A 26,504-nucleotide genomic window follows, 5' to 3' on the forward strand; every position below is an offset into this window, starting at 1 on the left:
TTAATACGTATACTATATTAGAACCGCACACCTGCTTGGAAACCTGCGGTTATAGAATCAGTTTTGTAACCACTTGGTTTAAATAAAGGAGCTCCAACAAATACATCATAGAATAATCCAGATTTAAATTGCCCTCTCATCCCAAGACTAGTTCCAACAATAAATTTTCCTGTTAATACCTCCGTACTTGGACCATATACGGCGCCAAAATCAATATTAGCATAAACACTTGATTTCCATTTAGGGATGTAACTAGCAACCTCATTACGCATATACCAGCCACTTTCAGCCATTAGTGTATTTTCACCATCAAATCCTTGTACAGTATATCGATTACCAAGGCTAATCATATCTCTAGAGAATAAACGTTTATCCCCTAATGTCCATTGTCCATGGAAAGATGTAGTGATACTTGCTGGTCTATGTCCCCATATACGTGGAATTTGATAATCCACATCTACTAAAAATTGTGTAAATCGAGTGCTAGGTGCTCCATTACCATATTCAGGTTGTGAACCAAACCAACCAACCCCTTGTTTAATAGCCACTCTAGAATATAACGTGTTTTGCTTAATATATCTTCGTTCTGATATACCTACTTCTAAAGAAGCTGTATTAGCACGTTGTACAGCAACTTCTACATCATTAATATAATTTTTAGCATTACGCTTGCTGATAATAATATCCCAACTACGTTTAATCGTTCGGTCTCGATGAAATACATGATTCCACGAACCTCTTACAGCCTTTGCATGACTAGAACTAATAAATGGAGTAGCCATAGAATTAATCGTTTGATGATATTTCATATCACTATAGGAAATACTAAAGGTATCCTTCCCTCTAGGTATTGAATAAGAAATAGTATGGTTTCGACTACCTTTTCGTTCACCATCTTGAGCAGCATCTCGATTAATACTTAAATTTAATGAATCATTAGCATTAAATACCCTATCAACTCCAATTGCGGCCGTCCACTGTAGTTTACCAGTATCTTTTAGTCCAGAATCATCTATAGATATCATTCCGTGAATTGGTGTTTTTTTAGTAGTTTCAAGTACAATATTCGTAGCTAACGGTTTTGTTCCTGGCTCAAGCTCAACAGACACATTTTGAGAGCCAATTCGCTTCATTTGCTCGATACCCTGTTCTATATTTCGAATATTAAGGATATCCCCTTCACGAATAGGAAATGCATTTTGCCATGTCAATGGTTGTGCATACGTTTTATATAAGACTGACTCTACGCGACCGAGTTGTAAATTAAATTGTAGATTACCTGAAGCTAATGATTGGGATGGAATGCCAATCCGAGACGTGACGTATCCATGTTCTATAAGTGCAGTATTTAAGCTAGTAGATAATCTATTTACATCTTCAACTGTAAGTTTGCGATTTACAAATGGTTTAATTGTTTTACGTAGAAACGTAAACTCGTTAGGCACATCTAATTGTATCTTCTTTTTTTGTGCTTCATAATACAATGGACCTTTAATTAATCGTACACTTACTGCAGAACTATTATCCACAAATGTCGTCTGATCCATAGTAGTATTTATCATATTACTATATGTTAATTCTGCAGACTGACTAATAGGTTCTTCAACAACACGGATATGAGATACAAAAAAAGATGGCTCTACATGTGCTGGCTGTTGTGCCGGTACTGTATAACCATCTTGTGATGTTAAAGAACCAGATGAAAAATCTATTCCACCTGTTTGTACTGTAATTCGTCCCTCTCCAAGCCGCGCCTCTCTCGCTAGTTGTTGTTCTCTCGCTCTATCTAGTTGTTCTTGAGTATCAATAGGTTTAGCACCCAAAATATGTATTGGTACCATACACACTAAACTTAGACAGAATAATAATTCTCTCTTTTTCATATTTCTCCTTTTGTAATAAAATATAAACCTGTTTTATATTTCATTATGTTTTTATTTTGATAGTCAATAGAGAGTTTAAACTGTAAAACCACCTACCAAAGATAATCAATTCATCTTCGATAGGTGGTTTATTTTATTCACCCTTAGCAATACGATCTAAGAGTTCAATATAGCTTTGTTTATTTAAGGCTGGTGTAAAGTGGTCTAATACATCTTTAGCGCCTGCTGCGTCATCGTATAGTAAGTCTACGATGGTCATAGCCAAGGCTTGTGCTGTTTTAATATACGCTACATCAGGTACAGAGATTTCATATTCTGCACTGTGTAATACACCACTAATGCAGCCAACCCATGGATGGATAACCGGCATCAAGTGAGATACGTCGCCCATGTCTGTACTAGCTGTAATATGTGGACCTTGGTATACATTGGCTTCACCAAAGATAGGATTTGAATTTTCTCGCAATAGAGCATTCATACGTTCATCATTACGCATCGGTAAATAACCAGGGAGGTCCTTGATAACACATGTGGCCCCTACTGCATCACCACCTGCCTTTAGGGCACGATTTACACGATGATTGCCATCTACAATAGCTTCAATATTAGAGGCGCGCACGTAACTTTCAACTTGAACATAATCAGGCACACAGTTTACCAATGTACCGCCTTGATTAATGATTGGGTGGAATCTGAAATAATCGCTTTCTTTGAAAGTTTCACGAATAGAGTTAACCCCCATTACACCCATCAAAGCAGCATTAAGAGCATTGATACCTTCATGAGGTGCTTGAGCTGCATGAGCTACCTTGCCGTGATATTCAATCAGTTTAGATACGAAACCATTGGAGGTACTACCAAGCCCCATTTCACCAGCTGGTGTTTTGGCTGTCTCTACATGCATTTGCATGGCCATATCGATATCGTCAAAAGCACCTTCATAGATAAGCTGTTGTTTACCGCCCATATACTTGAGTTTTCCTTGCTCACGCAATTTATTGCGGTAATCAATTTCAATCATTTCCTCTGCAGGAACAGCAAATAATACGACATCACCAGCAAGCTCATCCATCACAGCTTGTAGGCCAATAGCTACGGCAAACATATTGGTAATTTGTACATTATGACCACAGCAATGAGCAGCCCCTGTTAAATCATCGGCACGAGGATGGCGAGGACAGAGAATAGCATCTAATTCCCCCACCATGGCAACCGTATATTTGCTATCACGGCCTTTCATTCTACCTTTTACACCTGTCAGTGCATGACCAGTAGTATAAGAAATGCCAAGTTCATCAAACATATCTTGAACCTTTTTAGAGGTTTTTACCTCTTTAAAACCCAATTCTGGTTCAGCCATAATAGATTCTGCTAGTTCTCGTAAACGCGGTTGTGCATCAACAATAGCTTTACAAACACGTTGTTTTACTTCTTCCTTTGTTATACGGCTCATAATATCTCCTTTATAAAATCGACCGTATAAAATACGGTCGATCATGTCATCATGATATATAGATATCTTATAAAATATAAATCTATAATTATATCTTAACATAATTTAGACATCTAACATTATGATTTAGTATTAAATTAAACCTTCTAAATGAAGTACTAATTGGGCTAATGCTGTTGCACAGATGAAAGTACCTGCTGTTACAGCTAGTGCAACAGGAATAATGCGCCAAGATAAGCGACGGAATGCACCAAGATCTTTACCTAAGGATAAACCAGCATAAGCAAGTACAGGTGTTGTTGTTGCAAGGAATGTAACTTGACTAGTTTTAGCAATAATCCATTCTTGGCCAGGCATACCTGGTAATGATGCAATAACACCAACTAAAGATACCCAGAATACCATAGGTAATTTATTAGCATATGGCAAGTTAGAGATTAAAGCACCAATTGTAGCAAGAACTGCCAAGATAGCTACGCCAACTAAACTATCGCTAAATAGATGTTTACCATCCATTACGTTACCTACTGCAGTGATGATAGCAGCGATACAAATAACGATGACAAATTGTGTTAATTTTTCACTTTTACTCATGATGTGCTGCCTCCTCTGCTAAATCTTGTTCACGGGTACGGCCTGTAAAGAAATTGTATGTTTTCTCCATAACTGGTAACGAAACAAATAGGCCAAAGTATACGCCTAGAACGGTAGTCAACAAGTTTGCAGCCCCAGCAAGAGCCATAATTTGTTGTTCATAATCTGGATATACTGCAATGATTGGAGCCGTAGCTGCCGCCATCATACTAGCACTACCTACGCCAGCGCCCATAGCTAATGCTAATGGATGAAACCAACCAGATTGTGCCAACATGCCAGCCAATACGGAGGACCACATAGCACCGATAAGAACGCCACAGATGTACATGCCCATAACGCCACGGCCCTCAGGAGAGCTAAAGCCAAATTTATCGATAATAATCGCTACATTCGGCTCACGGTCTACAGAGTAACAAGCACCTACTGCTTCACGACGCATACCTACTAATAAAGCTACCGGTAAACCGAATACAATAGTACCAAAGAAATGACCAAGCTCTTGTAATAACAATGCCCAGCCAGCACTTGTAAGAATACCGAGATTTGGACCAATACCAAGTCCTACTTTTACCATTAAGATCATAACGGCAATACCGATATAATCGGCAGATTTTTCCATCTGTTTAATCGTAAGAATTTTAAACTTAGGAATAGAAATTAATAAACCTAGAATCAATGTGTACAATAATGGCAACAATACAACAGGACCTAGTTTTTTTATGCCTATAAATTCAGCAACTACAGTTAATACAAGCGCTAGAAAATGTATTTTGAGATTTCCCAAAAGCTGCATAATGACCTCCTATAAAATATGCTATAAATATTATTTTATTATATATAATCTATATTTATAGAGTCAACTTTATATTTATATCTATGTATAAAACTAAACCTTTTTAATTAGAACAATTTTTAATACGCTCTAATTCTATCATTAAGTAAATATTTAAAACTCTCTTTTAAATAAAATATATTAATTTTACTGTATATAGTTTTTAGCATTCTAATTGAATAAATCATTATAATTATATAGATAAAAATATAAACCACCTATAAAAGATAGGTGGTTTATAAATTAACCTCTAAAATACAATCTAATAATTCAATCTACTGATATAAATCAAGATTTTACTACAACAGATATACCATCAGGAATGACTGTAATGCTTGCATCTTTACCTTTTAATGTCAAAGCTTTATTCAATGCTTCATCGAATGTATCAGCATGTTGCAAATGCATATCTGTAAGCATCTTAGGATCACATTGATCTGTTACAACAATAACTGTAAATTGATCTAAAATACGAGCCAAGATTTGCATTTCCCATTGGTCTGGAATTGTTTCATTACGAGGAACCTTAGCAATGCGATCTAGTAATTCACGAGGTGTTTTCGCATTTTTAAGATTTTCGTATAGAGATTCCCCACCATGTCCATCATTACATGCGGCAATCATGATAATAATACCATCTTTTTTACAAGTTGCTTCTGCGGCGGTCATACCTTTTACAGCTTGATATACGTTTTGATCTAATGGGTAACCACCATTTGTAGTGATGACGATATCTGCTGGTACAGCTTTCACACTTGCTAATTCAGACACAAAAGCACAACCAGTTTCATGAGCGTCTTCCATATCACCAGCGAAGGCATTGATAATATGTTTTTCTGCATCAATGACTACATTTAAAATAAAAGCTAATTTCGCAGTACGACCAGCGTATACCATATCCTTATGAATTGGATTATTTTCGATAATACCTGTACGAGCATAAGGACTGTTAATAAATTCGGCACAGTGATTTGCCATTACAGTCACTTCGGAAGCAATACCTGGTAATACGCTTTTTCTACCACCAGAGAAACCAGCAAAGAAATGTGGTTCAATAAAGCCTTCAGAAACTAATAGCTCAGTTTCTACAGCTAGTTTATTGATAATACACTCACCACCGGATGGTAATACACCAATTTTTGCCATTTGACTAGCATCGCCAGAAATATGATTTACAATCTTTTCATTCGCTACGATTTCAGGACCAAATTTATCTACCATTTCTTCATGAGTAGTAGGACGATGGAAACCAGTTGCCAATAAAATGGTAATATCGATAGATGGATTGGCTTCACGAATACGGCGAAGTAGAATTGGCATCGTAATTTTACTAGGTACTGGACGCGTATGGTCACTTGTAATAATGACCATGTTGGATTTCCCCTTAACCAACTCTTCTAAGCGTTGGCTACCAATAGGGTTATCTAGCGCATGTTCTACTAATGCTTCTTGTGATAGCTCAGCCTTATAAGAATGTGCTTTAGATTCTAATATACCTGCTATATTTTGATCAGGAATATTGATATCTACAAAACCTTTTGAATAGGGTACTTTAAATGTTTTCATGAAAATCACTCCTTAACTAAAAACTACCAAACTATAAATAGATCGCTACGACAAATCAATCCTCCTTCTTACCCAATTGTCGTTTAAGGTCTAATAAACTCATATCATTACGCTTAGCAAAAGCAGCTAATGAATCATATTCATATTTATTTCTTATTACACCAAAGCCACTGCTTTTTTTAAAAGCAATCGTACTACCTTCCCAGTCTATTTCTCCTATAGACCTATTCAAAATATATCGTTCACATCGATAGTATCGAATACCAAGGCTAGTAGTATGCTTGAAAATTAAATTTCGTATGATCTCAATATCTTCAACCTTACATAGAACAGTTAGCATTGTGCCTGGACGTTGTTTTTTCATCATAATCGGTGTTGTAAACACTTCTAGTGCTGGTGAAAGTAGTAACTGTTCTATACAAAAACCAATTTCTTCTGGTGTCATATCATCGAGATTACAAGACATTTCAATAATTGAATCTTCAGAATCATTTATCATTTCTACAAAGGCGCGAATACAATTAGGTCTTTCAAATTGTTTAGTCCCAAATCCATAAGAAACTATCGTTGGTGTCATAACAGGCATTATACTAAATGATGTACCAAAATATTTTGCTAATGCAGCGCCTGTAGGCGTGCATAACTCACCCTTAATCTGATAATCTGCGTACATTGGAATGCCAGCTAATAACTCCATCGTTGCTGGTGCAGGTACAGGTAGTTCTCCATGAGCACAATGAACAGTTCCAGTACCTACATGTATAGGCGATATAATAATCTCATCAAACTTCAATTTCTCTAAAAGTACACAAACGGCCACAATATCTGCAATAGCATCGAGCATGCCCAACTCATGGAAATGAATTTGTGTCACTGTCGATTTATGAACCTTGGCCTCCGCTTGAGCTACTAAATGATATACGCTTATAGCATTTTGTTTACAAACATCAGAAATAGATAAACTATTAATTATATTTGTTACCTCCTGTAGGCCTCTACCATGAATATGCTCTTCACTATGAGCATGCTCTCCATACGTATGTATCTCATTATATTTGTCGTATTTATGATAAGTACCATGATGGTGATGACCATTATGATGATTACTATTATGATGATCACCATGATACTGATCATTAGGACTACCTTTATGGTTTTCAGATTCTTCTATACCATTAATGGTAACCACGACGCGATAGCCTTTTACTCCCTTATCTTCTTTAGATATTAGTGAGTAAGTAACATCAGGTATTCCTATTTGATTTAGTAGATTTATCCATGTTTGAGGATTATCTACTAAACCGAGTAATGTAGCAGTCAACATATCTCCTGCAATGCCCATTTGGCAATCTAAAAATAATCGTTTCATTTATTTTCACCTATATGATTAATCATATTTGCCGTATAGGCAGCACCAAATCCATTGTCTATATTGACAACCGTAACTCCACTGGCACAGGAATTAAGCATTGATAGTAGCACTGTAACGCCACCAAAGGCTGTTCCATACCCAACACTGGTAGGTACGGCAATGACAGGCACATCCACAAGTCCCCCAACTACGCTAGCTAAAGCCCCCTCCATGCCAGCAATGACAACGATAACTTTTGCAGACATAATAGTATCTAAATGTTGTAATAATCGATGAATACCCGCAACGCCTACGTCATAAATTCTATGAACGGTATTACCATAAAACTCTGCCGTAATAGCACATTCTTCGGCAACCTTATAGTCACTTGTACCACCAGTAATAACTGCTATAGCGGATTCAGTTTTTTGACTTGGAAGATCTCCAATATAACCAATATAAGCAGCATTTATATAGGTCAATTGATGCTGTTCTTGAACCTCTGCGGCCACATTCGGTGCTAAACGTGTAAGCAATATTTGCTCTTGCCCATAAGATAACATAGAGGAGATAATGCCAATTATTTGTTCTGTAGTTTTACCGGCACCATATATAACCTCTGGAACACCTTGTCGTATTTGACGATGAAGATCAACATGAGCAAATCCTAAGTCTTCTAGAGGTTTTATCTTTAGCTTTAATAAGGCTGCATCCACATCTACCTGGCCATTCTTTACTTGCTCTAAAAGAGTTCTAATATTATCATTCATGAACGCACCTCTAAATCTAATACAACATCACTAAACATAGATTTAAAATATGTGAGAATCTCACTCCTATTTTTAATAACTATAACTATTTGATTTTCTGGAACCTGAATTTTAGCATTATTTCCAATCAAACGAACTCGAAAATCAGATAATCCTAGCGAGAAAAGATATCCCTCAGCTTGTTCTATATGAATCAAATCATTAATAGTAATTTGTTGTCCTGGTTGAAATCTTGTAGCCAAACAAGCATAAGATGGTTTATCCCAAGTAAACAAATCAGCTTTATAAGCTAAATCTCGAATCATAGACTTTGTTAGATTACATTCTCGCAGAGGTGATTTAACAGATAGCTCTGCAATAGCTTTCATTCCTGGTCGATTATCTACATCATCACTAGCATTAGTACCATCACATAAAATAGTAAATCCATCACGTCTAGCATGTTCACTTATAGTTGAAAACACATGATGTTTACAGTAATAGCATCGATTACTTGGATTACTCGTTATATCGTCATATTCAAGTACATCAATATCTATTATTTTTAAGGGAATATCTATAAATTCTGCAATTTTCTTGGCATCATTTAATTCAAATTGTGGAACAAACTGAGATTTCACAGTATATGCCTTGCATGGAATACCAGATTGTTTGGCCGCATATGCTAAGTAGGATGAATCCACTCCGCCTGACAAGGCAACTGCTATATTACCAAGACTCGTTAAATACTCTACCAAATTCATAACTTATGTAACCTTTATTATTTTTCTATACTCTATAGTATTCTGTATAAAAACAAAAATAGAGTCTCAAACAAAGACTCTATCAACACAGATTCTTATAGATTCAATTAAACAACTAACTTATGTATGTAGTATAAACTTTTTGAATTAATATTTCTAACTCATAAATAAGATAAATGTGGATGTATCAAATTGCTTTTTTTCTATATAAGAAAACCACCTGACTTAAAAAGATTTGTAAGACCTTTATTAGACAAGTGGTTTAATATTAAGAAAAAAATATTATAAGCAAAAGATATATTAATTCTTTTAATAAATATATTAAATCTTTATATACTCATCAAAAATTTAACACTTTGTAACGGCTTACCTATTTCTTGCTCACAGTATGCAAATAGCAATTTTTCTAGTTCCTTCCATATTGTTTTAGGAAGTTCTATAGGCGTATCTTCGCCCCACTGGTAAGCAAGAATCTGAGGTAATGCGGCTTTTACAGAGGGCGAAATAGTAAGACTTGTTGATTCTCTCACCTGCATCCAAAATGGATCAATTCCATCTTGATGGCTAAAAGCATTAGCACTAGGCACAATTCCTGCGAGGGATAATAATTGCCATCCGAGCATTATCGTTCCCAATTGTACATTGCGACGACGAATTTGCTTGGAGTAATTTACTACCGTATCAAAGACCTTACGGTCTACGTCATACATGGCAAATAACTCTTGAATGAGCTCACTCGCTACCGCTGCATAAGCAATATTATCGAGGTTTACATCTAAGGACTCCACCACATAGGAGCCATCAATTTGCGTAACATTAACATATTCCCCATCAGGTACGACTGTAATATACATGGCACTAAATGGACGTAAATAGGAACTGTTACGCATCGTCATCATTCGCTTATGTGGAATCGATGCTTTAATAAGTCCCAAGCTAGGCGTAATAAACGTAAATACGGAATACAACTTATACTTTTTTCGACTTATGACGATGGCTGGCGTATTAAAACCACCATTAAGATTCTTCATTTTCTTCTTCCGTTGGTTCCTCTACTGGTATAGGTGTTACTTTAATGCGAGAAATACGATAGCCTTGCATTTGCGTAACTTCAAAGGTATAACCATGAGCATCCACCGTATCACCTACGATTGGTGTACGTTCTAATAAACCAAAGACATAGCCACCGATCGTATCAGAATCAGAATTATCAATTTCAATATTCATAATCTCTTCTACTTCGTCTACGAGGACCTTGCCATCAAACTCAAAGGAACCATCTGCATAGGACATCGTAGCCGGTAAATGCGGCTCATGCTCGTCTTGTATATCCCCAACCAACTCTTCGATAATATCTTCTAAGCCTACGAGACCAACCATGCCACCATATTCATCTACTACAACGGCTAGATAAATACGGCGCGTTCTCATATATTGCAACAAGGTAGATAATTTCATTACTTCAGGAACAGTAAGGATATCTCGTTTAATATTGCGCAAATCTTTACGGGCTTGATTAGGGCGTTCCATTAAATCTTTAATATGAACAAGGCCAATAATGTGATCCTTATCCTCTACACAGAGTGGATAACGTGTATGTACTTTAGAGCGGATAACCTTCATAGCTTCATCGTAACCGTCCTCAACGAATACGCAGTCTACATCTTGACGAGGGACCATAACCTCTTTAGCCATGCGATCTACGAAGTTAAAGACATTATCGATTAACTCAGACTCTACTTGGTCCAGTTGCCCTTCCTCGTGACTTCGAGAAATCATCATACGAATTTCTTCTTCAGAGTACACAAGGTCTAGCTCCGTCAAATATTTTGTTTTGTAAAAGCCTAGAATAACATTGGAGATTTTACTAGCAATCCAAATAAAAGGATATACCAAGCGACCGGCAGCCACCACGATACGGCTATAGGTATTCACGTATTTCGTAGGGAAGGATAAGCCTAATGCTTTAGGTACAATTTCGCCGAAGATTAAGACGATTAAACTAATTAATAGCAATAAAATAACATCTAGTCCCAAATGCATCCAGGTACTATGAATATTAAGAACCGCCACTAAACGATCAACGATATTATCGAATACAAAGGTACCAGTGCCTGCAAGAGCCAAGATAAAGAATAGAATCAAAAACTGTGTAGTATTTAGAAAATACTCTGGATTTTGATAGAGTTTTAATAAAAACTCTCTATCCTTTTCTAAGAGGATATCCATATCCTCCACATGTTCTTTACGAAGGCGGGCAAAGGAGAACTTTGCAACCACAAAAAAGTTAATTAGAAAAATACATAACAGACCAAACCCGACGGGTATCAGGCCATCTACACTATCCATCTTTATTCCTTTCATATGATTATGGAAATACTTATTATCTTTTTATTATATCAAATTATTTTCTATAACCAAGTTCAGATAACATACCAGATTTATTTCGCCAATCTTTTTTAACTTTAACCCAAAGGTCTAAGTAAACTTTTGTAGCCAATAGTTTTTGAATATCTGCACGCGCTTCAGCACCAAGTTGTTTTAACAAAGCACCTTTTTTACCAATAATAATACCCTTTTGAGAGTCTCTTTCACAGTAAATTGTAGCGCGGATATAGGTAGTACCATCATCACGTGTTTTCATTTCATCTACGTCTACTGCAATAGCATGAGGAATCTCATCTCGTGTAGCTAACAAGATTTTTTCACGAACGATATCGGAAATAATAAGGCGTTCCGGTTGATCCGTAATCATATCCTCTGGGAAATATTGTGGACCTTCTGGCAATGTTTCTTCTAGAACCTTAAGAATTTCAGATAAGTTCTCTTTATCTTTTGCAGAAATAGGAATTACACCTGCAAATGGATATGCATCTTGATAAGAAACGATTGCTTCTAAAAGCTCTTCTTTTTTGAGTGTATCAATTTTGTTGACCACTAAAAATACGGGAACTTTTACTCGTTTTAATTGTTCAATAATGAAGTTATCCCCAGGGCCACGTTTTTCATTGCCTGCTACGACAAATAAAACGGCTTCCGTTTCTTTTAAAGACTCGATAGCAGCATCTACCATGAATTCGCCTAGCTTATGTTTTGGCTTATGAACGCCTGGTGTATCCATAAATACGATTTGTTTGGATTCATCCGTATATACGCAGATGATACGGTTGCGAGTCGTTTGAGCCTTATCGGATACGATAGCAATCTTATCACCAATTAAAGCATTAATTAAGGTAGATTTACCAACATTTGGGCGACCTACAACGGCTACAAAGCCTGATTTAAAATGTTCCTTGTTATTCATTATATGGTGCATCCTCCCGCACATAACCGAGATTACCTAGGATAAATTCTTCCTCTGTGCGCATCTCTTTTTTTTCTTCGTCGTTCATATGGTCATAGCCTAAGATATGTAAACAGCTATGAGTCGTCAAGTATGCTAACTCACGCTCAAAACTATGTCCATATTCGATAGCCTGCTCACGAGTTCTCTCCAAGGATATAATCATATCCCCTAGTAAATGATGTTCCTCTTCACTACCTTCGTAATCGTCCCCCTCATTAAGAGCAAAGGACAATACATCTGTAGGTCTATCGATACCGCGATATTCTTTATTAAGTTCATGAATCTTTGCATTATCACACAGCAAAATACTCATTTCATCTTCTTCGAGACCATATACGCGACTCACTTCGTCACAAACCTTACGGATAATGGCCTCTATATTAGAATCCTCTTCAATTCCTTCATCATAGCTAATATGTATGTACATAGTTACCCTTTCGCTACATTCTCTGTAGGTGCTTCAGTCGTTGTAGTTTCACCCACTAATTTACGCTCATGGTACGCATCGTATGCTTTTACAATGCGACCTACTAAGTCATGACGAACTACGTCTTGATCGCTAAAGTACACCATATTTATACCCGGCACATGACGCAATACCTTTTCAGCCTCACCAAGGCCTGATACTATGCGTGCTGGTAAATCGATTTGCGTTTTATCACCATTTACAACCATTTTAGAATTATTACCCAAACGGGTTAAGAACATTTTCATCTGTTCTGCCGTCGTATTTTGAGCCTCATCAAGAATGACAAAGGCATTTTCCAATGTGCGTCCACGCATATATGCCAAAGGTGCGACCTCAATTGTTCCTCGTTCCATAAAACGTTGTACTTGCTCGATTCCAAACATTTCATGTAATGCATCATAGAGAGGTCTCAAATACGGGTCTACCTTGTCTTGTAATTCACCCGGTAAGAAGCCTAATCGTTCACCAGCCTCTACGGCAGGTCGAGTCAAAATGATTTTATCCACATTACGGTTTTTTAAATAGAATGCAGCTAAAGCTACCGCCAAGAACGTTTTCCCTGTACCAGCAGGACCAATACCAAAAGTAATGGTATTTTTACGAATGCTGTCTACATAGTATTTTTGGCCTTCCGTTTTAGGCGTAATATTTTTGCCACGCATATTAACAGATAAGGTATCTTCAAACATATTATGTACAGCATCAGCCTTACCATTAGCGACAAGTTTAGCCGCAATACGCACCTGAGACTCAGTAATCGTACTGCCTTCACGATAGAGAAATACTAATTCTTCAAGAGTACGATAGAGGGCATTAACTTGGTCCTCATCACCCTTGATAACTACCGTATCACCTCGAGCTACTACATCGGCGGAGATGACCTCAAGCATCATATGTAAATATCGATTATGTTGACCTAGTATGGATTGTGCTAGGTCATATGTAGGAAATGTAAATATTTGTTCGCTCATACAACCTCCTAATCTATAAATTTACGAACTGCTTTACCATTTAGGTAATCACATAGATCACCTTGATGTGCATCCAGTTCGTCTAGCTTATCATCAATTAAATCTTGTACGCGCCACCAACCAATGGACCAATTTGTAAAAAGCGTATTATCTTCAGGCGCTCTACCTACAAGGCGCTGCAATACAATGTCAGGGTGTAAATGACGTACAAAATTAACAACCCGGTCAGCATATTCTTCAGCACTGATTAAGGTGAACTGACCTTCTTGATACCACTTGGCCATCAATGTATTTTTAACGATATACAACGCATGTAATTTAACTTGATCTACACCAAGGGCTGACAAAATGCGAGCCCCTTCAATAGTATCCTTCATGGTATCCCATGGTAAATTAACTATCATATGAGTTGTTATGTTAAATCCATAGCGCTTAATCCGTAATACGGCATCAATAAACTCAGCTAAATCATGACCGCGATTAATTTTCTCTAATGTCTCATAGTTAACCGTTTGAAGACCTAACTCAATATAAATATCCTTTTGAAAGCGATCTCTAATATCCGCCAATATTTCTAAGTATTCATCGGCAATACAATCAGGTCTCGTTGCAATAGCAATGCCCACGGCTTCGTCAATGCAACCTTGCTCCATATAGCTTTTAAAATCATCAAGACTCAAGTATGTATTACTGAAATTTTGATAATAAGGAATAAATTTTTTAGCCTTATACTTAGGGCCTATGTGAGCAATGTTTTCCTCTAATTGCATGCGTACCGTCATCCACACAGGACGGTTTTCGTAGCCCGCCCCAATTTCACCACAAAAGGTACAGCCTCCAACACCAGCTGAACCATCTCGGTTTGGACAAGTCAATGGTAATGCTACAGGCAATTTATAAACCTTTTCCCCATAGGTTTCTTTATAATATTTAGATACCATGCGGTATCGTTTTGGTCTCGTTGTATCGGTCATAACACTCCTATTAAACTAACCAATCATCGCTTGTTATATAATACTTCTACTATCATAGATTACGTATTTTATGGCTAACAATAAATTAGCTAACTATTTTCTTATACTATTAACAAGCCTCTATTTCAGGACGTATAAAAGGTTTTACCTCTTTATTTACGTCGATTACAACTGTAAAAGGTACATTTGGTACATTCTCTATACCTAACACTTTAGCCGTGTCCTTAGACATAGGCATTTCTACATATTGTTGGCGAATTTTGCGCCACTCTTTAAATGTATAGTTTGGAATATATTGAGATGCAATTTCTTCATTGCGCCAGAATGCTTCCCCTTCTTGTAAAAGTTCCTTTGTCTGCTTCGGTAAACCAACAGCTTCACTGCGAACCTTACCGCGATAGCTAACGAGTGTATCATATTGTAATAATTCGGCAGCCACTGTATCGCCTTTAGCTAAGAAGAAATTATACAAGAACTCAATTTGGTCAATATCTTTTAAATTAATCTTATGATTACCCGCATCGAGCCAAGCCTGTGTCATATCACAGAAATAGGAAAAGGCATCTTTTTTTATCTCCACTTTAGATGGATCGTACTTTTTCATAGGTGGTACATGATTAGTTTCTGTATTTTCCCCAGTTATAGATGTATCAGTATGTTCTTTTATAAGCTTACTACCAATATAGCCAAACACAGTTCTAAATCGTTCACTATTATAAAAGCGTTCAAAGACATCTTCAAAGTGTTTTAAGAAGCGTATATCTCTATAAGGAAGCACGTGAGTACTTAATACCTCATATGGCGCTAAGGGATCACTAATGTATTGATACTCTTCCATACGGCGTACACCAGAACCCTTTAACAGTTTTAAAAAACCAATTTGTAACGCATGTGGCTGTAAACTAAAAAGATCATTAAAGGATAATCCAAATCGTTGTTTATTCTCGTAAGGCAGGCCTACAATTAAATCCATGTGCACATGAGTTCGGCCTGCTTCAATAATAGGACGAATAGCCTTTTGAATATACGGCCAATCATTATATCGATTAATAGCATCCAAGGTTTTCTTATGTGTACTTTGAACCCCTACCTCAATTTGAATACGGCCTGGTGGTGTTTCACAGAGAATATTTGTCTCCCATTTCGTCATTAGCTCTGGTTCCATTTCTAGATGGAAATTCGTCTCCGTATCAGCATCACGCATGAATTCCATCATAGGTCGATGATGATGTGGCGCACAGTTAAAAGTTCTATCAACAAATTTAACTTGTTTTACCTTATGATCGATAAACCACTGTAGTTCTTTAAAAGTTCTTTCCTGCGGGAAAAAGCGAACTGTATTTTTATTGCCAGATAAACAGTACTGACAAGAGAATGGGCACCCTCGAGAGGATTCATAGTAGATGATTTTATGTTCTAAATCTATCATATCCTCTTCTACGTAAGGGAATGGTATGGTACTAAGATCTTTTACCTCCACCGTATCAGTAGAGCCCAGGAGTCGGCCAGAAATGTGGCGACCACGTACGCCAGGAATCTGCTCTTCTAAGCCATCCTTGCCAGCGATTAGTGCACTAATAAGTTGATAAAAAGCTTCTTCCCCCTCACCTTGTACGACATAGTCCACCGCAGCACAACGATTTAAGATTTCATCGGCTGTGAAAGACACCTCCGGCCCACCTAAAATAATTTTAATATCTGGTCGCACAGCTTTCACCATGTCTACTACATGTAAAGTCATCTCGATATTCCAGATATAGCAAGCAAAGCCCAATACATCAATATTGCGCTCTGTAATATCACTAAGAATATGTAAAACAGGCATATTAATAGTATATTCTACTATATCGTATGCCTGTCCGTGAGCCTGCCCATAAGCTTTGAGATAACGCAAAGCCAGAGAAGAATGTATAAATTTTGAATTTAATGTGGATAAAACTACGTTCATAGGTCCCCTTTAAATCATCGAATGACTCAGCCACCGTCTAGTCATAATATATGTATTATACCATTAAAAGAGACTAAAGATAATAGAAATAATAGCACCCACTAAAATAACAACAGTTACTACCGTAAGAATGACACTACCAAAGAATACGACAGCTGCCAAAATAATCGCTAAAACAATAAACAAGACAATTCGACTAAGCCAGCTTGTACTAGTAAAGCTATACACCTTAACTTTCGGTTCATATTGATTGTTTTCATCGTAATATTGTTGCTCGTCATTGATATTGGTTGGCGTTGAATCTACATGGACGGAATCGCCTACCTCTTCAATAGTTACACCATCAAATTCTCGTCTCTCATCATCGGATAATACGCGTGTATTAGGTTCACCAGAATAAGTACTGCGACTATAAGTATCATCTGATTGACCATTTCTATATGTATATTGATTATTGTTTATATTGTGTTGATCATTCATATGTATTTCCTTTATATGAACAAATAATAATAAATTTTATACAATTTATTATACCATATTTTACCATCATAATGGCAAATAGAAATCCCTTCAGATATAAACTCATATATCTGAAGGGATTGTATTTTTTAATATTGATTAATGCTAATATATATTAACACTCATATCAGTCATTTAAGAATTTTTTAAGTAATTCATTTACCATTCCAGGATTAGCTCGGCCTTTGGATTCCTTCATAACTTGACCAACTAAGAAGCCTATAGCCTTACCATTACCACTCTTGAAGTCTGCTACTGGTTGTGGATTATTAGCAATAACTTGCTTAACAATTTCTTCAATAGCACCAGTATCTGTGATTTGAACTAGACCTTCCTCTTTTACAATAGTATCAGCATCCTTGCCGGATTCCCACATGGATACGATAACTTTTTTCGCAATTTTACCCGAAATTGTACCTTTGTCGATTAGGGCAATCATACCAGCCAAGTTTTCAGGACTTACCTTGGATTCAGCAAATGTTAAACCGCTTTCATTAATCATCTTGGACAAGTCACCAAGCATCCAGTTAGCAACAGTCTTAGCATCTGCACCCGCTTTTACAGTAGCATCTAAGAAGTCCGCTGTTTTACGGGATACAGTAAGAATAGTTGCATCTTCACGAGACAAGCCATATTCAGATACAAAACGTTCAATCTTAGCATCTTGTAATTCTGGCAGTGCACGACGTACTTCTTCGATTTTTTCATCTGTAATTACGATTGGTACCAAATCTGGTTCTGGGAAGTAACGGTAATCGTTTTCTTCGTCTTTTTTACGCATCCCAAGCGTGATACCTTGTGCATCATCCCAAGTACGTGTTTCTTGATCTACTTTGCCGCCAGCTTCGATTAACTTAGCTTGACGCAATGCTTCATATTCAACAACTTTTTGAATTGCAGTTAAAGAGTTCACATTTTTAGTTTCTGTACGTGTACCAAATTCTGTAGTGCCACGTAAACGTACGGATACGTTACAGTCACCACGCAAAGAACCTTCTTCCATACGACCGTCAGATACTTCTAAATATTGCAAAATAGAACGTAATTTCTCAACGTATGCTCTCGCTTCTGCACCGGAACGGATATCTGGTTCAGATACGATTTCAAGAAGAGGTACACCCGTACGGTTGTAGTCAACATTAGAAGATTTAGAGTCGGAAATAGTGTTGCCACTATGGACGAGTTTACCTGCATCCTCTTCCATATGAATACGGGTAATACCGATGCGTTTAGTTTCACCATTAACCTCAATATCTAAATGACCATTTAAGCAAATTGGCAAATCATATTGAGATGTTTGATAGTTTTTAGGCAAATCAGGATAATAGTAGTTTTTACGGTCAAATTTGTTAAAGTTAAGGATTTCACAATTCAATGCTAAACCTACTTTAATAGCAAATTCTACTACTTGTTTATTTAACACAGGCATTGCACCAGGTAAGCCAAGGCACACTGGGCATACATGTGTATTTTGATCACCGCCGAATTCAGTGGTACAACCACAGAAGATTTTAGACTTAGTCTTAAGCTCTGTATGAACCTCTAAACCAACGACTGTTTCGTATTTACTACTCATAGAGAAACCTCCCCAGTTGGTGCTACTAATTGACAGTCTGGACGTGCTTGTTCAAATGTGAAAGCGGCACGTAACAATGTTTCTTCACCCATAGCAGGTCCAAGCAATTGTAAGCCGATTGGCAAATTACTGTTGCTCATACCTGCTGGAATGCTAATGCCTGGAATACCTGCAAGGTTTGCTGGTACCGTACAGATATCTTCTAAATACATTGCCAATGGGTCATTTGCTTTTTCACCAAATTTATAAGACGTATTAGGTGCCGTTGGTGTTAAAATCAAATCCACTTTGGAGAATGCTTCATCAAATTCATTTTTAATGAGGCGGCGGACTTTTAATGCTTTCAAATAGTAAGCATCATAGTAACCAGCACTCAATACATAAGTACCTAACAAGATACGACGTTGTACCTCAGGGCCAAAACCTTCTGTACGAGTTTTAGTAGACATGTCTACTAGATTATCTGCAGGTACGCGCATACCATAGCTTACGCCGTCATAACGAGCCAAGTTGGAGCTTGCCTCTGCCAATGCGATGATATAGTATGCAGACAACGCATATTTAGAGTTAGGCAAGGAAATCTCAACGATTTCAGCACCTAATTTTTTATATGTTTCGATAGCCTCTTCCATAGCTTTGCGAACTTCACTATTGAGACCTTCACCAAAGAATTCTTTTGGCACACCAATTTTAAGATTTTTTACATCATTTACAAGAGCTGTAGTGTAATCCACACGAGCACCTGGAATCGATGTAGAATCCTTTGCATCGTAACCAGAAATAGCATTCAATACCAATGCAGCATCCGTTACATCCCGTGTAACAGGTCCGATTTGATCTAAAGAAGATGCAAAAGCAATAAGGCCGTAACGGGATACATTACCATAGGTTGGTTTTAAACCTACTACGCCACAGAAAGAGGCTGGTTGACGAATGGAGCCACCTGTATCAGAACCGAGAGCCCAAATTGCAGAACCACTGGAAACAGCAGCTGCACTACCACCAGAAGAACCACCCGGTACACAGTCAATATTCCATGGATTAGTCGTTTTTGCTAATGCAGAATTCTCTGTAGAACCGCCCATAGCAAATTCATCCATATTAAGTTTACCAAGGCTAATATAATGATTGTCTTGTAAGCGCTCGATAACAGACGCATTATATGGAGGCACAAAGTTTTCTAACATTTTAGACGCACAAGTTGCGAGTTCGTCTTTGATACAAATATTATCTTTAATTGCACCAGGAATACCAGCTAATGGAGAAATCGCTTCACCTTTAGCAATTGCTTCGTCTACAACCTTAGCTATAGTTAAAGCACGGTCATGAGAATCTGACAAGTACGCATGCACAGTCGGTTCCACTTTAGCTTTATGAGCAATAACAGCATTCGTCAATTCAACGGCACTGATTTCTTTATTCACAAGTTTTTTATGTAATTCATGAATTGTCGACACAGCAAAATCTCCTATTCTTGTACAACACGAGGCACTTTAAAGTACCCATCTTCTGCTTCTGGAGCATTGGATAAAGCTAACTCATGATCAAGGGATGGTTTCTTTTCATCCTCTCTAAATACATTGTGTAAAGGTACAGCATGAGCCATTGGTTCAACACCATCTAGTTCTAATGCATCTAGTTCAGCAACATAGGTCAAGATGTCGGACAACTCTTTTTCTACATGTGCCATATGTTCTTCTTTAACTTCCAAACGTGAAAGCAAGGCGATTTTTTTTATTTCCTCTTGGCTGATTTTCATCGGAACACATCCTTTCATAATTACTTATTATAAAGCATAGATGTATTATTTTCAAAGGAATTACTATACCTGTACAGCGGCTTTACGTAGGACGGAGCAATCAGGTATAGTAATTCCTTTTTTTACTAATTAATGCTAATAAAACGGGGCCCATCAAAAATTAAATATCTTCTCCGAGTTCTTTTAATAGCTCTACGAACTCTTCTTCGTTTAACACACGAATACCCAATTCATTTGCTTTAGTGAGTTTACTACCACTATCTTCTCCAGCTACGACGAGTGTTGTCTTCTTAGAAACGGAACCAGTAACCTTAGCCCCATGAGCTTCAAGGATTTTACCCGCTTCAGTGCGTCCCATCACCTCAAGTTTGCCTGTGAGAACGACAATTTCCCCTTCCAATTGATTGCCTGCAGCTTCTACTACATCTACGGTCATCTTAAGACCTGCTTGAGTTAAGCCTTCAATAATTGCCACATGTGATGGATCTTGACGATATTCAATAATGCTATCTGCCATTGTGGGCCCGATTTCTTCAACTGCAACTAGCTCATCCTTAGTAATGGTCATGAACCGTTCCATAGATTTGACCACATTAGCTATAGTGGTAGCAGCCTTGGAGCCAATTAAACGGATTCCTAAACCATATAAGACTCGATCCAAACCGCGTGATTTAGAATCATTAATAGCCTTCACCAAATTTTCTGCAGATTTTTTACCCATACGATCCATCGTAACAAGTTGATCCACAGTTAAGTGATATAAATCAACCACATTTGTAATTAACTTGTTGTTGATTAAATTTTCTACGATACTAGGACCAAGGCCATCGATATTCATAGCATCACGAGAGGCAAAGTGGATAATTTGTTCCTTTTCAATGGCTGGACAATGTTTATTCGTACATCGCACTGCCGCTTCTCCTTCACGACGAACTGCAGGAGATTCACATACAGGACATGTATTAGGAATTGTAAAAGGAATTTCGGAGCCATTTCGCTTTTCAGGAACAACACGGATAACTTCTGGAATGATTTCCGCCGCCTTGTGAATGATAACGTGGTCACCAATACGGATGTCTTTTTCATTGATGAAATCTTGGTTGTGTAATGTGACACGGCTTACGTTTGTGCCAGATACAAATACGGATTCAAGCTCACCAATAGGTGTTAGAACACCTGTACGGCCTACATTAATTGTAATATCTTTTAGGATTGTTTCCACTTCTTCCGGTGGATACTTGTATGCAGTGGCCCATTTAGGATCCTTTGCAGTGCTACCAAGAACCTCTTGATCATCAAAGTTATTTACCTTAATAACCATTCCATCTGTATCATATGGAAGTTCATGGCGTTTATCACCCCAATAATCAATGGCTTCAATTACTTCATCAATTGTTTTACATACACGATAATGAGGATTTACAGAGAACTTAAAGTTCTCTAAGCTCTTAAGCAATTCCTCTTGGCTATGAATATTGGCTCCCACTTCAGAACCTATAGCATATGCGAAAAATGCAAGATTCCGGTTAGCAGTAATAGCTGGGTCTTGTTGTCGTAAGGAACCTGCTGCAGCATTGCGAGGATTTACGAAGGTCGGGAGACCTTCTTCATCACGTTCTTCATTAATACGTTTAAATTCACTATGAGGCATATACGCTTCACCACGAACTTCAATAAACTCAGGCGCATTATCTAAAAATAATGGAATAGATTTAATGGTACGTACATTAGCTGTTACATCTTCACCAACGCGACCATCACCACGCGTAACAGCACGGACAAACATACCATTTTCATAGTGTAAATTAACCGCTAAGCCATCGATTTTTAGTTCTACAACATACGAAGATGGCTTATGGCCAAGTTCCTTTTCTACACGATTTCCAAATGCTCGTACTTCATCAGCATTAAATACATTACTGAGGCTTAACATAGGACGTCCATGAACGACCTTTTCAAAAGAGCCTTCTACCTTCATACCGACCCGTTGTGTTGGAGAAGATGGCACAATATATTCAGGATGAGCTGTTTCTAAATCCACAAGCTCACGATATTTTTTATCATATTCAAAGTCGCTCATAGTAGGAGCATCTTTTACGTAGTATAAATACTGCGCATGAGTAAGCTCCTGTTGCAACTCTTTAATTCTATCTTTCGGATTCATTTTACACCCTTTTATACACAAATATATTTAGTTATATGATTGTATGTGTTTTCTATTTAAATATAAACGTAATTAGATGAATCATCCCTTTTTAACAGGCGCAAATTTTGCCATTACGACACGTACACCTTGTGTAGGGAACTCGATAGTCAATTTCATACCCGCCCCTTCACCAGTTACGTTGATTACTTTACCATTACCCCATTTACTATGAATAGCCGTATCGCCCACCTTCCAGTCGGCAATTACTTCATTACGAACAATTGGCTTCGTCACAGGGCGGCTAGTAACACTCATATGTTGGGGTACATGACGTTTAATATCGTCAGGCACTTTACGCTTAGCACGTAAGCCATCTACTAATTCTTCGGGAATTTCATCGATAAATCGAGATGGTAAATAACTACTAGTACGGCCAAATACGGTTCTAGTAGTGGCATTAGAAATATATAATTCCTTTTCAGCACGCGTAATACCTACATAAGCAAGACGACGTTCCTCTTCAATTTCTTCAGGGTTCATCAAGGTACGACTATGAGGGAATAAACCTTCTTCCAACCCACATAAGAATACGATAGGAAATTCCAAACCCTTTGCAGCATGTAATGTCATCAATGTCACTTTAGCCTCTTCTTGTTCGAAGGAGTCTACATCGTTAACAAGTGCTACTTGCTCTAAAAAGTCCTCTACAGTACCAGATGGATTTGTATCTTGGAAGTCTTTTGCCACAGATAAAAGCTCACCAATATTCTCAGCACGAGCTTGATCTTGTGGGTCTGTACTCTCTTCTAATTGTGCCAAATAACCTGTTCTATCTAGAATAGACTCTAAGATATCGAGTACAGTTTTATCTTCCATTTCAGAAACAAGAGTAAAGATGAGAATACCGAATTCTTCTAACTTTTCTTTAGTTTTTCCCTTGATAGAATCAATTAAGTGTAACTGCGTAAGCGTCATAAACAAAGACGTTCCTTTTTCACGAGCATAGTCTTGTAGTTTAGCAACTGTAGTGGCCCCAATACTCCGTTTTGGCACATTAATGATGCGCAATAAGCTCAAATCATCAAAGGGATTGTATAATACGCGTAAATAAGCTAAAACGTCTTTGATTTCTTTACGATCATAGAACTTTGTGCCCCCTACCATCGTATAGGGTAAGGCCCGCTTAATAAGTGCTTCTTCAAGGACACGAGACTGGGCGTTTGTACGATATAAAATGGCCATATCCCCATATGGAACATCGTGAATATCATGTTTTTTAGCGATTGTGTCACCGATAAAAGCTGCTTCCTCATGTTCGGATTGAGCCGTAAAATGCTGAATTTTTGCGCCTTCTATTTTATCGGTCCAAAGATTTTTCTCTGGGCGACCTTCATTATTATCGATAACAGCATTGGCTGCATCGAGAATAATCTTAGTAGAACGATAGTTTTGCTCTAATTTAATAGATGTACAATTAGGATAGTCCTTTTCAAAATCTAAGATATTTTGAATATCAGCGCCACGCCAAGCGTAAATACTTTGATCAGCATCACCCACGACGGCAATATTCTTCCAATGTGAAGCTAATAATTTCGCCAATAAATATTGTGCATGGTTTGTATCTTGATACTCGTCAATCATGACATAACGGAAACGATGACTATATTTATCAAGAACAGTTGCATTAGACTGTAATAATTTAACGGCTACTAATAATAGATCATCAAAATCTAATGCATTATTCTTGCGCAACTCCCGCTCATAATACTCATAAACATCAGCTACCTTTTGTTGGTAAAAGTCTCGTGCTTGTTTTCTAAAATCAGAAGCAAAAAGTAATTTATTCTTAGCATCTGATATGGCAGCAATCATAGCCCCTACAGGATAGTATTTATCATCCAAATTTAACGCTTTCAATGCGGCCTTAATAACAGCTTGAGAGTCAGATGTGTCATAGATAGTAAAATTGCTGTTATACCCTAAGAAACTATCTATTTCAAAACGTAAAAACTTAGCACAAAAGCTGTGGAATGTACTGAGCCAAATACGATTTGCCACATCGCCTACAAGACCTTCTACACGGCTTTTCATTTCTTTCGCCGCTTTATTGGTGAAAGTAATCGCCAAGATTTCATAAGGATTAACACCTTGTGCCAATAAATGTGCAATACGAACTGTTAAGACCTTTGTTTTACCAGATCCAGCACCAGCTAAAATCAATAAAGGGCCTTCCGTATGCTGGACTGCTTGTTGTTGTTCTTTATTTAAACCTGTTAATAATGAATTCATCGAAACACACCTATTGCCCTTACTTATGCAATACAAACTCCAAATATACATAAATGATCTTTATAAATCTGTGAAATAAGTATGTATAGTTAAAAGCTAAATTATTATATGCAAATAAACACATTTATAATAGCAATTAAAATATTCATGCAATATACTTGAAGCCCTATAAATAGAGAAGAAGAACGTTGCGAGCAACGTTCTTTTTTAGTTTGTATACTATTTCATAGCACCAAGAATTGGTGGTACAATTTGTTTTTTACGAGACATAGTATTAGGTAAGAATACACCATTATCTTTTATTTCTTTTTCAAATGCTTTAGTAACTACAGCTTCTACATCGCCACTAAACAACAATGTTGTACTCTCATCGAGAATATTTGTAATCATGATGTAAGATGCATCGTAGTTATTAGCATTGCGAAGCGCTTCTAAGGCTTGTACTAGTTCACCTTGTTTAGCCAATATATCAGTTGTATCCATAACAGAAATTTGACCGATAGAAATAGTCTTACCTGCTTCAGAGAATTCTTTCATGTCTGTACGAACAATATCATCATTAGTTAAATCAGAAATATCTGCTCCCGCTTTCAACATATCTAGCCCATAGGACTCAATATCTACGCCAGCGATTTCAGCTAATTTATGAGCCATTTCTTTATCTGTTTCTGTACATGTTGGAGAACGGAATAACACAGTATCAGAAATGATAGCAGATAACATCAAGCCTGCAACGCCTTTAGGAATTTCTTGATTATTCTCCATGTACAACTTAGTAATGATTGTATTAGAGCAACCTACAGGTTCTAAACGCATGAATACAGGTCCATCAGTTTCGAAGTCACCAATGCGGTGATGATCGACAACACCACACATATTCATGGATTTATAGCCATCAATTATTTGTTTGGATTCGTTATGGTCTGTTAAATACAAATTACCGCCTTCTGGAGCAAACTCTTCCCAATTTTTAACAACTTGAGGGTGAGCAAAGCCAAAATGGTTCAAAATATATGTTGTTTCTTTGTTAGCTTCACCTGCACAGACTGGAGTTGCTGGTGTCCCCATTTGTGTTAGTAAGTTAGCAAAGGAAATAGCAGAACAAATTGAATCAGTATCAGGGCTTTTATGACCTGCTACATATGTTTTTACATCACTCATAATATACCTCTTTTATATTAATTTCATACTTAATATCGACTTACGTCAATCCGATTTTTAACTATATTATTATATCATAAATCATACAAAAAAACACGCCACTACTAAGTAGTGACGTGTTTTTAACATTCTATAAAATTATCTAATATAA

22 protein-coding genes are annotated in these 26,504 nt (G+C 37.2%); all 22 read right to left on the bottom strand.

Annotated features, from left to right (window positions below; genetic code table 11):
• Positions 1-17: 17 nt before the first annotated feature.
• Positions 18-1,883, bottom strand: a complete 1,866-nt coding sequence (locus VPAR_RS04955; RefSeq protein WP_012864408.1) for a ShlB/FhaC/HecB family hemolysin secretion/activation protein — start codon at positions 1,881-1,883, stop codon at positions 18-20.
• Between the two features lie 133 nt (positions 1,884-2,016).
• Positions 2,017-3,336: an amidohydrolase gene (locus VPAR_RS04960; RefSeq protein ID WP_012864409.1), complete on the bottom strand. Its 1,320-nt coding sequence runs from the start codon at positions 3,334-3,336 to the stop codon at positions 2,017-2,019.
• A 132-nt stretch (positions 3,337-3,468) separates the two neighbouring features.
• Positions 3,469-3,930: a hypothetical protein gene (locus VPAR_RS04965; RefSeq protein ID WP_004695934.1), complete on the bottom strand. Its 462-nt coding sequence runs from the start codon at positions 3,928-3,930 to the stop codon at positions 3,469-3,471.
• The gene (locus VPAR_RS04970; protein ID WP_012864410.1) at positions 3,923-4,726 is read right to left on the bottom strand and encodes a DUF3100 domain-containing protein; all 804 of its coding nucleotides are present in this window, start codon (positions 4,724-4,726) and stop codon (positions 3,923-3,925) included. Before VPAR_RS04970 ends, VPAR_RS04965 begins: the two co-directional genes overlap by 8 nt.
• Positions 4,727-5,053: 327 nt before the next feature.
• A complete protein-coding gene (gene larA / locus VPAR_RS04975) occupies positions 5,054-6,331 on the bottom strand; it encodes a nickel-dependent lactate racemase (protein WP_012864411.1) in 1,278 nt (425 codons plus the stop codon).
• Between the two features lie 55 nt (positions 6,332-6,386).
• Positions 6,387-7,700 carry a nickel pincer cofactor biosynthesis protein LarC gene (gene larC, locus VPAR_RS04980; protein ID WP_012864412.1) on the bottom strand — a complete coding sequence of 438 codons (1,314 nt, stop codon included), beginning with the start codon at positions 7,698-7,700 and terminating at the stop codon, positions 6,387-6,389.
• Complete coding sequence (gene larB / locus VPAR_RS04985) at positions 7,697-8,452, bottom strand: nickel pincer cofactor biosynthesis protein LarB (RefSeq protein ID WP_012864413.1); 756 nt, start codon at positions 8,450-8,452, stop codon at positions 7,697-7,699. The genes larC and larB overlap by 4 nt, the downstream gene beginning before the upstream one ends.
• Complete coding sequence (larE, locus tag VPAR_RS04990; protein ID WP_012864414.1) at positions 8,449-9,195, bottom strand: ATP-dependent sacrificial sulfur transferase LarE; 747 nt, start codon at positions 9,193-9,195, stop codon at positions 8,449-8,451. Before larE ends, larB begins: the two co-directional genes overlap by 4 nt.
• A 329-nt stretch (positions 9,196-9,524) precedes the next feature.
• Positions 9,525-10,226 (bottom strand): DNA repair protein RecO, encoded by a 702-nt coding sequence (recO, locus tag VPAR_RS04995; RefSeq protein WP_012864415.1) that lies wholly within the window; start codon positions 10,224-10,226, stop codon positions 9,525-9,527.
• Positions 10,213-11,544: a hemolysin family protein gene (locus VPAR_RS05000; protein ID WP_012864416.1), complete on the bottom strand. Its 1,332-nt coding sequence runs from the start codon at positions 11,542-11,544 to the stop codon at positions 10,213-10,215. Before VPAR_RS05000 ends, recO begins: the two co-directional genes overlap by 14 nt.
• A 55-nt stretch (positions 11,545-11,599) precedes the next feature.
• Positions 11,600-12,499, bottom strand: coding sequence for a GTPase Era (gene era / locus VPAR_RS05005; RefSeq protein ID WP_012864417.1), 900 nt, complete (start codon positions 12,497-12,499; stop codon positions 11,600-11,602).
• The gene (gene ybeY, locus VPAR_RS05010; RefSeq protein WP_012864418.1) at positions 12,492-12,968 is read right to left on the bottom strand and encodes an rRNA maturation RNase YbeY; all 477 of its coding nucleotides are present in this window, start codon (positions 12,966-12,968) and stop codon (positions 12,492-12,494) included. Before ybeY ends, era begins: the two co-directional genes overlap by 8 nt.
• A 2-nt stretch (positions 12,969-12,970) precedes the next feature.
• The gene (locus VPAR_RS05015; protein WP_012864419.1) at positions 12,971-13,981 is read right to left on the bottom strand and encodes a PhoH family protein; all 1,011 of its coding nucleotides are present in this window, start codon (positions 13,979-13,981) and stop codon (positions 12,971-12,973) included.
• Positions 13,982-13,989: 8 nt separating this feature from the next.
• On the bottom strand, positions 13,990-14,955 hold the full coding sequence (gene mnmL / locus VPAR_RS05020) for a tRNA modification radical SAM protein MnmL/YtqA (protein WP_012864420.1): 966 nt from the start codon (positions 14,953-14,955) through the stop codon (positions 13,990-13,992).
• Positions 14,956-15,064: 109 nt separating this feature from the next.
• Complete coding sequence (locus tag VPAR_RS05025; RefSeq protein ID WP_012864421.1) at positions 15,065-16,903, bottom strand: B12-binding domain-containing radical SAM protein; 1,839 nt, start codon at positions 16,901-16,903, stop codon at positions 15,065-15,067.
• Between the two features lie 63 nt (positions 16,904-16,966).
• Positions 16,967-17,383, bottom strand: a complete 417-nt coding sequence (locus VPAR_RS05030) for a hypothetical protein (RefSeq protein ID WP_012864422.1) — start codon at positions 17,381-17,383, stop codon at positions 16,967-16,969.
• 166 nt (positions 17,384-17,549) lie between these two features.
• Positions 17,550-18,998, bottom strand: a complete 1,449-nt coding sequence (gene gatB / locus VPAR_RS05035; RefSeq protein WP_012864423.1) for an Asp-tRNA(Asn)/Glu-tRNA(Gln) amidotransferase subunit GatB — start codon at positions 18,996-18,998, stop codon at positions 17,550-17,552.
• The gene (gatA, locus tag VPAR_RS05040; protein ID WP_012864424.1) at positions 18,995-20,455 is read right to left on the bottom strand and encodes an Asp-tRNA(Asn)/Glu-tRNA(Gln) amidotransferase subunit GatA; all 1,461 of its coding nucleotides are present in this window, start codon (positions 20,453-20,455) and stop codon (positions 18,995-18,997) included. The genes gatB and gatA overlap by 4 nt, the downstream gene beginning before the upstream one ends.
• A gap of 11 nt (positions 20,456-20,466) precedes the next feature.
• On the bottom strand, positions 20,467-20,757 hold the full coding sequence (gene gatC / locus VPAR_RS05045; RefSeq protein ID WP_004695967.1) for an Asp-tRNA(Asn)/Glu-tRNA(Gln) amidotransferase subunit GatC: 291 nt from the start codon (positions 20,755-20,757) through the stop codon (positions 20,467-20,469).
• Positions 20,758-20,917: 160 nt separating this feature from the next.
• Positions 20,918-22,921, bottom strand: coding sequence for an NAD-dependent DNA ligase LigA (ligA, locus tag VPAR_RS05050; protein WP_012864425.1), 2,004 nt, complete (start codon positions 22,919-22,921; stop codon positions 20,918-20,920).
• Between the two features lie 81 nt (positions 22,922-23,002).
• The gene (gene pcrA, locus VPAR_RS05055) at positions 23,003-25,192 is read right to left on the bottom strand and encodes a DNA helicase PcrA (protein ID WP_004695971.1); all 2,190 of its coding nucleotides are present in this window, start codon (positions 25,190-25,192) and stop codon (positions 23,003-23,005) included.
• A 219-nt stretch (positions 25,193-25,411) separates the two neighbouring features.
• A complete protein-coding gene (locus VPAR_RS05060; RefSeq protein ID WP_012864426.1) occupies positions 25,412-26,353 on the bottom strand; it encodes a manganese-dependent inorganic pyrophosphatase in 942 nt (313 codons plus the stop codon).
• Between the last annotated feature and the right edge of the window lie 151 nt (positions 26,354-26,504).

The sequence above is a fragment of the Veillonella parvula DSM 2008 genome (assembly GCF_000024945.1).
GTDB lineage: Bacteria > Bacillota > Negativicutes > Veillonellales > Veillonellaceae > Veillonella > Veillonella parvula.